6 protein-coding genes and 1 tRNA gene are annotated in these 10,354 nt (G+C 65.4%); 1 reads left to right on the plus strand and 6 read right to left on the minus strand.

From position 1 onward, the window contains the following. Positions 1-141 precede the first annotated feature (141 nt). Positions 142-215, minus strand: a tRNA-Arg gene (locus NZM16_RS03145). Positions 216-769: 554 nt separating this feature from the next. Here NZM16_RS03145 and mfd point away from each other — a divergent pair. Next, positions 770-4,126, plus strand: coding sequence for a transcription-repair coupling factor (gene mfd / locus NZM16_RS03150; protein WP_295478493.1), 3,357 nt, complete (start codon positions 770-772; stop codon positions 4,124-4,126). A 193-nt stretch (positions 4,127-4,319) separates the two neighbouring features. Here the strand turns inward: mfd and NZM16_RS03155 are convergent, their stop codons facing one another. The 5 genes from NZM16_RS03155 to NZM16_RS03175 form a co-directional block, all read right to left on the minus strand. Further along, positions 4,320-5,048 (minus strand): YceI family protein, encoded by a 729-nt coding sequence (locus NZM16_RS03155; protein ID WP_295447988.1) that lies wholly within the window; start codon positions 5,046-5,048, stop codon positions 4,320-4,322. 316 nt (positions 5,049-5,364) lie between these two features. Beyond that, positions 5,365-6,081 carry an ABC transporter ATP-binding protein gene (locus tag NZM16_RS03160; RefSeq protein ID WP_366946150.1) on the minus strand — a complete coding sequence of 239 codons (717 nt, stop codon included), beginning with the start codon at positions 6,079-6,081 and terminating at the stop codon, positions 5,365-5,367. 311 nt (positions 6,082-6,392) lie between these two features. After that, the gene (locus NZM16_RS03165; RefSeq protein ID WP_295447995.1) at positions 6,393-7,634 is read right to left on the minus strand and encodes an ABC transporter permease; all 1,242 of its coding nucleotides are present in this window, start codon (positions 7,632-7,634) and stop codon (positions 6,393-6,395) included. Positions 7,635-7,679: 45 nt separating this feature from the next. Next, entirely contained in the window at positions 7,680-9,101 is a 1,422-nt protein-coding gene (locus NZM16_RS03170) for an efflux RND transporter periplasmic adaptor subunit (RefSeq protein WP_295447998.1), read from the minus strand. 118 nt (positions 9,102-9,219) lie between these two features. Further along, positions 9,220-10,354: heme-binding domain-containing protein (locus tag NZM16_RS03175; RefSeq protein ID WP_295478496.1), on the minus strand; the 1,135-nt coding region annotated here is incomplete at its 5' end.

A 10,354-nucleotide genomic window follows, 5' to 3' on the forward strand; every position in this document is an offset into this window, starting at 1 on the left:
CTGTCCCGGCCCCCCGACGGCGGGCCACTGTGGTTATAAATTGGGGGGCCGCCGCGCTTTCCCCCCCCGCCACCGCACACACCCTTTCGAAGAAGAGGGGTGATGAAATCAACCGGGCCGGCGCTGTGGCCGGCCCTCCGATGCCCCCTCCGGGATTCGAACCCGGATCACGCCGCTTAGAAGGCGGCCGCTCTTTCCCTTTGAGCTAAGGGGGCGAGCGCTCCCATGCCCAATGATAAAAACCGGCACAATGGTTAGAATTAGGAAAAAAGTCACAGGGGAAACGACCCTGCGGATTGATCAGATACCAATCGAGATTAGAGCGCTCTCAGAAGGAAAACCGTGGAAATGAGGGGGAAGGATATGCCCGACCTTGGGGCAAAGTTCGGGCGCATCGAAATCGGGATCGATGAGAAACATTCTGGGCCCATCATTGGAGATGCCTGTCGTAAGATGTGTTAGGAACTAAAGCCCTCCGAAGAACCGGTCATAACAATAACATAATCCGGCAACCCTGTCAAGGCCTGGAAATCGAAAGAGATTGGGGCTGGGGTGGGCCGTTCATCTCCAAATAGCAAGGCGAAGAGCCGGAGGCCCTGCCCTGACCTTGAAAACTTGCACAAAGCGCAGATCATTGAAGAGTTCATTCCAGGGGATCTTCTCACGCTCCATGAACATGGGACCTCTGAGCGGTTTGTTGGGATTCCTGGAAGCGGAGCCAACTCTTTCTCGGACGATTGAATCCCTCAACAAGGGGGAGCGCGTCCAGATGACGCTCCCCCGTTCGGGATGGGCGTTTTGGATCGCCGGGCTGGCCCGACAGGCTTCGCGGCCCACGCTCATTGTGGCCGGGACCGCGGAACGGGCCCAGTGGATGGCGCAGGATCTGGCCATCTGGCTGGGGCCGGAACGGATCCACCGGCTGCCGGAACCTCCCGCCCTCCCTTATGAACGAGCGCCTTGGCCCCCTGAGGTCCGCGCGGAGCGTCTGACGGCTCTGGCCGCCCTGGCCGGCTTGAATGGGGATCCCGCGCCGGTGGTCGTGGCCTCCACCCGCGCGCTGCTCCTCCGCACCCTTCCGCCACGGCTTTTCCATCGCCTGCGCCGGATCCTGCGGGCCGGTCAGGAGCTTCCGATGGAGGGATTCATCCGCTACCTCCTGGAGGCAGGCTACGAGCCGGTCACCACGGTGACCCATCCCGGGCAGTTCGCCCGCCGCGGGGGGATTCTCGATCTCTTCCCCTCGACGGGTTCGGAGCCCATCCGGATCGAGTGGGAAGCGGACCGTCTCGCCAGCATGCGCGCCTTCGACCCGACCAGCCAACGGACTCTCCGGCCGGTGGAGCAGGTTCGCATCCTGCCGGCCCGGGAGGCCCTGCCCGCCTACGGGCCCGCCGTCGCGGAGCGGCTCGCCGCCTGGCAACCGATGGTCGAAGCTCCCGCGGAGGCGGAAACGCTGGAGCGGGAGCGAGGGGCGCTGGCCCGCGGGGCGCCGTTCCCATTGCTGGAGTTCTATCTGCCCTACTTCTATGCGGATGCCACCACGCCCCTCGCCTACCTCCCGGAGGACGCCTGGATCATCCTCCTCGACGAGGCGGAGATCCAGGCCGCATGGGAGGAATTGATGGAGGAAGGTCGAGAGCTCAGGGCCCGGGCGGCGGGCGCCGGATTCCTGCCGCCGGATTATCCGGATCCCTTTGTGGACCGGGCGCTATGGGAGGCGTATTTGCGGCGCCGCCCCCGGCTCCACATCACCGCTCTCCCGGAAACCGGGGGCTTCTCCGCTCTCCCCATGGAAGCACCGCCCCGATTCGGCGGGCAGCTCCAGCGCATCCTGGAGGATTGCGCCCAACGTCTGCGCCTGGGCGAGGCCGTGGTGATCGTCAGCCGCCAGGCGGCACGGCTGGCGGCGGTCTGGGCCGATCACGCCCGAGGCATGGAAGAGGCGGCGCAGACGATCGCATCCCTGGAGGCCATGCCGCTCCCCCGGCGGATTTACTTCATGAACGGCGCCCTGAGCGGGGGCTTCCTGTTCCGATCGAAGGATGGCCGTCGCCTCGCCTTGCTCACCGATGCGGAGCTCTTCGGCGTGCTGCGACCCCTTCCCTGGCGTCGGCGGATACGGCGGGGGCCCCCGCCGGAGTGGATCCGGGAGCTCCGGGAAGGGGATTACGTGGTCCACGAGGATTTCGGCATCGGGATCTTCGGGGGATTGGTCCGCCTGAACCTGGACGGCGTGGAGCGGGAGTATCTGGTGGTGCGCTACGCCGGCAACGATCGCCTGTATGTGCCGGTGGATCAGGCGGATCGGATCAGCCGTTACGTGGGGCCGACGGATCAGCCTCCTGAGATCCATCCCCTGGGCGGCGGGGATTGGGCCCAGGCGCGGGCACGGGCCCGCCAGGCCGCGGCGGAGGTCGCGCGGGAGCTGCTGGAGCTCTACGCCCGGCGGGAAACCGCGCGCGGCCATGCCTTCTCCCCGGATACGCCGTGGCAACGAGAGCTGGAGGCCTCGTTCCCCTTCATCGAGACCGAGGATCAGCTACGGGCCATCGAGGAGGTCAAGGCCGATATGGAACGGCCGCGGCCGATGGACCGGCTGCTGTGCGGGGACGCCGGGTTCGGGAAGACCGAGGTGGCCCTGCGGGCCGCCTTTAAGGCGGTGATGGACGGCAAGCAGGTGGCCCTTCTGGCGCCGACGACGATCCTGGCCCATCAACACTATGAGACCTTCCGGGCCCGTCTTGCTCCCTTCCCGGTGGTGGTGGAGGTCCTCACCCGGCTCCGCTCCCCGAAGGAGCAAGCGGAGATCCTGCGCCGGCTGCGGGAGGGGGAGATCGACATCCTGATCGGCACCCACCGGCTGCTCCAATCTGATGTGGTCTTCAAGGACCTGGGGCTGGTGATCATCGATGAGGAGCAGCGCTTCGGGGTGATGCACAAGGAGCACTTCAAGCGCCTTCGGGCAGAAGTCGATGTGCTCACCCTGACCGCAACGCCGATCCCCCGCACCATGTATCTGACCCTGAGCGGCCTGCGGGATATCAGCCTGATCCAGACGCCGCCGGAGGAGCGGCTGCCGGTTCAGGTCTACGTAGGGCCTTACGACGATCGCCTGGTGCGCTCCGCGATCATGCGGGAGCTGGACCGGGGCGGGCAGGTCTTCGTGGTGTATAACCGGGTGCACGGCCTGGAGGCGTGGAAGGAGCGCCTGGAGGCGCTGGCGCCGGGGGCGCGCTTCGGCATGGCCCACGGCCAGATGCCGCCCCGCCAGCTGGAGAAAACGATGATGGCCTTCACCCGGGGGGAGATCGACGTCCTGGTGGCCACAGACATCATCAGCAGCGGCCTGGACATCCCGAACGCCAACACGATGATTGTGATCCGCGCCGACCTCTTCGGCCTGGCGCAACTCTATCAGCTGCGCGGCCGGGTGGGTCGCAGCGTGCTCCAGGGCTATGCCTATTTCCTTTACGACCCGAAGATCCCCCTCACGGCCGAAGCCCGGGAGCGGCTGGCAGCGATCTATGAGATCCCCGGCCTGGGGGGAGGATTCCAGTTGGCGATGCGTGACCTGGAGGTCCGTGGAGCCGGGGAGATCCTGGGCACCCGTCAGCACGGCCACATCGCGGCGGTGGGCTTCGATCTATACATGAAAATGCTGAACCGGGCCATCGCAGAGTTGAAGGCGGAACGGGAAGGCCTGCCGCCTCCGCCACCCTCCCCTGAAGGGGTTACGCTCAACCTTCCATGGCCCATTGGCCTACCCGAAGATTACGTTCCGGATGCGGCCCTTCGACTCCAGCTGTATCGCCGGATGGCCGGAATCAGCACCCTGGAGGGGGTTGAGGAGATGGCTTTGGAGTTGAAGGATCGGTTCGGCCCACTCCCAGCAGAGACCCGCAATTTGCTCCAGCAGCTGCGGTTCAAGATCCTGGCGGCGCGGGCAGGGATCGAACGGATCCATCTGGAGGGACGAACCCTGGTTCTTCGCCCGATCCCTGCTCGGGCGGATCGCCTGATCCAGGAGTTCGGGGGCTGGGTGGCCGACGGCACAGCGCGCATCCCTCGACGTCCCTCCTGGCCTCAGGATCTGGAGCGCTTGCTCCGGGCGCTCGCCCGGTAGAGCCCTTCATCCGATGAGGGAGGCTTGCTTGGGGCGGATCGCGCTCTTTGGTGCGTATTTGCAGGCGGGGGAGGCCGCCGAAGGTGGCCTTCCCCGCCTGCAAGGAGGAAGGGACCTTCGCCAGCGATATTGTCTGCCCGAGGAAGCGGGCGGGGCCGTCTTTAGCGGTCCCGCTCGCTTTTAGACTCCGATCTCACTGCCGCTGAAGCACCGCATCGATCTCCAGGCGGATGATCTCATCCACGCTCAACACCACCGGCACCCGGGGCTGCTCCAGGTTGAAATCCGCGAAGGCAAACTGGGTGCGCGCCTGAGCGATGACCCGATTCCCCTCTACACGGGCGGTCACCTCCCAGGTCACCGGACGGGTCACGTCGCGGACCGTGAGATCGCCGATCAACTGAAAGGCATGCTCGCCGGAAGTGGGCAGGGGCGAAGGCAGGCCTTGGACCTCCCGCGGGACAAACACCGCATAGGGGTAGCGATCGGCCTGGAGCGTGTTGCGCCGGATGAAATTATCCCGCCGCGACTGATCGCTGGTCAGAGTGCGCAGATCCACCTGAAAGCGAGAAGCTTCCGCCACAACCCGATTTCCCTCCATGACCAGCACCCCGGTAATCGCCCGCGTGGTCCCGACCGCATCATTCGGGAGATCGAAGCCCACCAGCTGTTCGCGAACCCGATAGCGGGCCTCACTCTCCTCCGAAACCACGATGAAGGTCGTCTGCTCCGCCCCAGGGCCCGGCGGGGAGGTTGGCGTCGCTGGAGACACCGGGGTAGGAGATGGCTGATCGCTGACCACAGGGGTCGCAACGGATGTCGGCGTGGAAGGGAGAGGCGTGGGCGTAGCCGGGCTCCCACATGCGATCAGCCCGATCGAAATCAAAAGGAACCAGGCGATCCTAGCGGGAAAACGATGCATGTTCGCTGACCTCCATTCTTAAGTTTCACAGGATCGGAGTTATGCTGTCGGGGGCCGATCGGGCGAGGTGGAAGGCCCCCTCTGGATCTTTCCTCCCCACAGCCTTTGGGGCTGTGGGGTGGGGGGATAAAAAATCTTTGGGGGGCGGTGCGGGGGGCCAAGGCCCCCCCGCACCGCCCCCGAAAACCCCAAATGAAAAATGGACAACGCACTACACCACAAATAAAAATATATCCGCTTTTCCTTAAACAAGGCTGAGCGATGGGAACCGAAGGCGACCCGATCCGCCTTGCGGACCATCCGCCGGAGGGACCGCCTATGCGCCGTCTTCGATGATCCGTTCTTCGGGTGGAACCGGTTCATCGCCCACAATCAGGCCATCCTGGATGCGCACGACGCGCTCGGCATGGCGGGCGACAAAGGGATCGTGGGTCACGACGACCAGGGTGATCCCTCGCTCCCGGTTTAACCGCTGGAACAACGCCAGGATTTCCCGCCCGGTCCGGCTGTCCAGATTGCCGGTGGGCTCATCGGCCAGGATCACGGCCGGCTCCGCCACCAGGGCCCGGGCGATGGCCACCCGCTGCTGCTGACCACCGGAAAGCTCATTCGGGCGATGATGTAGACGATCCCCCAGGCCCACCAGCTCCAGCACCTGCCGGGCCCGCTCCCGGCGATCCCGGGCCCCCCGATAGACCAGGGGAAGCTCGACATTCTGCAGAGCGGTCGCCCGGGGCAACAGGTTAAAGTTCTGGAAAACGAAGCCGATTTTGCGGTTCCGGATCTCCGCCAGCTGATCGTCAGAGAGACGGGAGACATCCTGGCCCTCCAGCCAATACCGTCCCCGGGTCGGCGTATCCAGGCAGCCCAGGAGGTTCATCAGGGTGGATTTGCCGGAGCCCGAGGGGCCCATGATGGCCACGAACTCCCCACGCCGGATGACCAGGTCGATGCCTCGCAGGGCCGGGATCTCCACCTGGCCCATCCGGTAGATCTTTTCCACTTTTTCCATCACCATCACGGGGTCTTCCATCCATACCTCCTGTCGAAGCACCGCATTGCTGTAAGCCAGCGCCGTGAACTCCACATCCCGGGGGATCCGATCGATTCTGATCGGGCGAGGCTGCCTTCGGCGACCTCGCCCGATCAGCAATCCCCGCGAAATCGAAAGCACGATCCCTCACCGGTTAAACACTACCAGAAGTCGCCGGGTTATGTCCAACATTCGCGACGGCCCTCCGGGTGATAGGAAGGGGACCCCCCCTTGGGAGAGCTAAGAGCCTTTGGCCCCTAACCCAGCCCTGCCCCTCTCCATCAGAGATGGACAAAGCCGTAGAGCCTATTTTACTCGTATCGAAGGGCCTCAATCGGATTCAGGGCGGCCGCCCGAATCGCCGGGTAGATCCCAAAGAACACCCCCACGGCGACAGCGAACAGCAACGCCAGGGCGATCACATCCCCCTGGACCACCGGACGCAAGGTGCCGGTGCCCACGGAGATCCCGCTGATCAGCCGGGAGGCACCGATCCCTATCCCCACTCCGATCAGGCCGCCCAGGCCGCTTAGGGTCACCGCCTCGCTGAGGAACTGCATCAGGATGTCCCACCGGCGGGCCCCCACCGCCTTCCGCAGGCCGATCTCCCGGGTCCGCTCCGTCACCGAGACCAGCATAATGTTCATAATCCCGATGCCCCCCACGATCAGGGAGATCGCAGCGATGGCCCCCAGGAAAAGCGTAAGGGTCCCGGTGATCTGGGTGGAGGTCTGGATCAGATCCTGCTGGCTGATCAGATTGAAGTCATCGTCATCCCCATCCAGCAGCCGATGGCGCTCGCGCAAAGCGGCACGGATCGTCTCCATGACGGTCGATATCTGGGCCGCGCGGTCCGCCTGGACCATGATCTGGGAGACCACCGCGCTGCCCCGGAACTGGCCGCCCCGGGCCAGCCGCTGGGTTGCGGCGCTCAACGGCACGAAGACCTGATTATCCAGGCTCCCGAAGCCGGTCCCCCCCACCGGGGCGAGGACTCCCACCACCCGGAAGGGGATGTTATTCAGGCGGACAAATTGCCCGACGGGATCCCCCTCGGGGAACAGCTGGGCCGCCACATTCGCACCCAGCACCGTCACCGCCATCCCGGTCTCCACCTGGGCTTGGGAGAGCGAATCCCCACTGGCCACCTGGAGGTTGCGGACGATGAAGAACTCCGGCGTCACCCCATACACCTGGATCCGCAGGTTGTTCCGCTGATAAACGATCTGGGCGCCGGTCTGGAAGATCGGCGCCACCGCTGCCACTCCCGGCAGATCCTTCAAGGCCTGAGCATCCTCATAAGTCAGGGTGGACGATGAGCCCGGCGCCTGCGCGACGCCGCCCACGCGCACCGCCCCCGGCGTCACAAAGATCAGATTCGTCCCGATCCGTTCAATCTGGGAACGAATCGCCACCTGGGTTCCCCGTCCGATGCTCATCAACGCAATGACGGAAGCCACGCCGATGATCACCCCCAGCATGGTCAGGGCGGATCGCATTTTGTTCGCCGCCAAACTGGAGAGGGCGGTCCGAAAGGCTTCCACCAGGCTCATCTCCACCTCCTGCCTCTGCCTCTTTTTACAGTTTTCCCATCCCGATCATCGGAACATCCCCGGTCCGAAGAAGCCCGGGCCGGGGACGCGGGTGCTCACCGCGGAGGCCGCGGACGCTGGCAGAACCACCACGTCTCCTTCCCGCAATCCATCCAGGACCTCCACCATGGTGTCGCCCCGCAATCCCACCCGCACGGGGATCTGTTCCGTCTGATCCCCTCGCAGCACCGTCACAAAGGTTTGTCCACCCCGGGTGACCAGCGCCCGCCGCGGGACAACCAGAGCGTTCTCCCGCCGGGCCACGGTGATCTGAACCTGAACCGTCATCCCCGCCCGCACCGATGGCGAAGCCTCCTCGAGGGAGATGGTCACCGGGAAGTTCACCACCCCCTGGCTCTGGACACCGACGGGCGCGATCGCCACCACCTTCCCGCGGAGGCGCGTGTCCGGCATGGCCTCCGGGGTGATCGTGGCCTCCTGGCCCACCGTCACCTGGGCGACATCCACCTCAGGAAGGTTCACCACCACCTCCAGGCGGTTCAGATCCGCCAGGGTGATAGCCGGCCCACCGGTTCCCGCCGGACCACCCTCCACCACGTTGACCGCCGTGACCACTCCATCCACCGGCGCCACCAGCCGGGCCTGTTCCAAGCGCAGCTGAAGCTGCCGCACAGCGATCTCCGCCTGCTCCACCTGATACTGGGCCAGCTGGATATCCAGATTCGGATCCTGAGCCTGCAGGCGGATAAGGTTATCCCGGGCCTGAGCCAGCGCGGCCTCCGCCGCCTTCAACTGCTGGTCGCTGGGGCCGGATTGGGCTTTCTCATACTGAAGGCGGGCGATCTCTGTCTGCAGCTCCGCCTGGCCTACCCGCGCCTGCGCCAGCTGCAGATCCACCTGGGCGGAGCCGGGCATCCCGGCGGTCTTATCCCGGCTGAGCTGGGCCTGCCAGAGGGCGTTTTTGGACACCTCATAATTGAGCCGGGCGATCTCCAGATCCCGAGGGTCTGGGCCGGCTTTCAGAGCTTCCAGGCTGGCCTGAGCGTTCGCCAGCGCCGCCTGCGCCGCGGCCAGATCCGCCGGCCGCGAACGGGCAGTTGCCTGCGCCTGAGCCAGCCGGGCCTGGGCGATTTTCAGGTTGATCTGGGCGTTCTGCAATTGCAGTTCCAGATCCCGCGTATCCAGCTCCGCCAGGACCTGCCCGGCCTTCACCGAATCGCCGACCTGGACATATACTTTGCGGACCACCCCGGATTGCGGGAAAGAGAGATCGACCAGGGTATGCGGCTGAAGATTCCCCGAGCCGCTGACATAAACCTCCAGCGTATCCCGTCGAACCCGATAGACCGTGCTCTGTCCCTGCCCGCTCTGAGCCTCCGAAGAACGCGCACAGGCGGTGGCGACCACCAGGATCATGAGCAGAACCATCACCACGCCGGACGGACGCTTCATGACGAATGCCCTCATTGCAACTCCTCCTCCATCGGATAGCCGGCCTGGGGCCTGTGCCGACCCCAGCCATCTACCTTTCAGTGAATTGAGGCAGTCAGATTCTCCCCATCCCGCTGGGCGAAGCGCTGCCCGATCACCGACCGAGCCTCTCCTGAAAGCCCTGGATCAGCAGCTCCTTCTCCAGAGGGCTCAGGCGCGCCTCCGGATGCAACAGCCGGTAATCCGCCGGAGGCATGGTTCCGTTGCGGATCACCTGGGCGATCTCTTCCGCCAGGCGCGCTTTCCGCGATGCAGGAAGCTGGCTTAGATCCAGCTCCGAGAGGTTGAACGCCCGACGTCCCTCCTGGACATGGTTGACCGCCAGCCAAGAGGCCGGCGCGATCGCGGTATACCAGGGCCAGCGCGTCTCATTGCTATGACAATCCGCGCACGCCCGCTGCCATAAGGCCTGCGTCTGAGGCGAATCCCACTGCACCACCACGCGAGCAGGCGGGTTCGTGCGAGGCGCTGGGATGAGTTGAGCGATCAGAAGCAAGGCCATCGTCAGCCCCCCACCGCCCACAAGCGACCGCAGGCCTTCCCGCCGCCAATTTGAACCCAGGGCGACGCCCACCGCTTCTTCCGCCTCCGCCGGGCCTCGACGACCCCAGAGCCAGAGGACCCCTGCCAGCACGCCCAGGGCGACGAGCACTCCCCCGCCAGCGGCCATCGTCGATGTCGAGGGAAAGGCCCGGAACGGAAGCAAGCGTCCTTCTGACCCTGGACCGCTGGGAAAAGCCCCTTCCGGACGAGGGCCGGGTGGAAAGGCGCGCGGCCCGCCTTCTAAGGCACCGGGAGGTGCCGGGAAGGCCCTCCCCGGGGCTTCCGGGAAAGCTCCCTCCCCCAGGGGGCGACCGCGCCCGGCGAAGGCCGGCGCTGGACCGGTGGCTATTGCCAAGAGGAAGGCCATCAGAAACACTAGCCCGCCGACCAGTAGGCCCCCGATGGATACGCCCAGCAGCCCCCGCACCACGGTTCGAATCCGGCCTCCAATCCCCTGTCCCAACGCCGCGATGATCGCTCCAATCAGAGTGAGGGACGCGCTACCGGCAACCCATAAAATGGCAAAGGGCCCGGTCGTCCCGATCCCCAGCAGGAGCATCAGCAGGCCAAGGAGCAGGAGGGCCAGAGCGTAGCCCGGCAAAACGAACAGGAGCTTTCGAGGCCACGGCGCGGGCTGGAGAGCCATCCGCCCGGCGAGAAGCCCCACCGTGCCCAGCCAGGCCAGG

Source organism: Thermoflexus sp., assembly GCF_025055495.1.
Taxonomy (GTDB): Bacteria; Chloroflexota; Anaerolineae; order Thermoflexales; family Thermoflexaceae; genus Thermoflexus.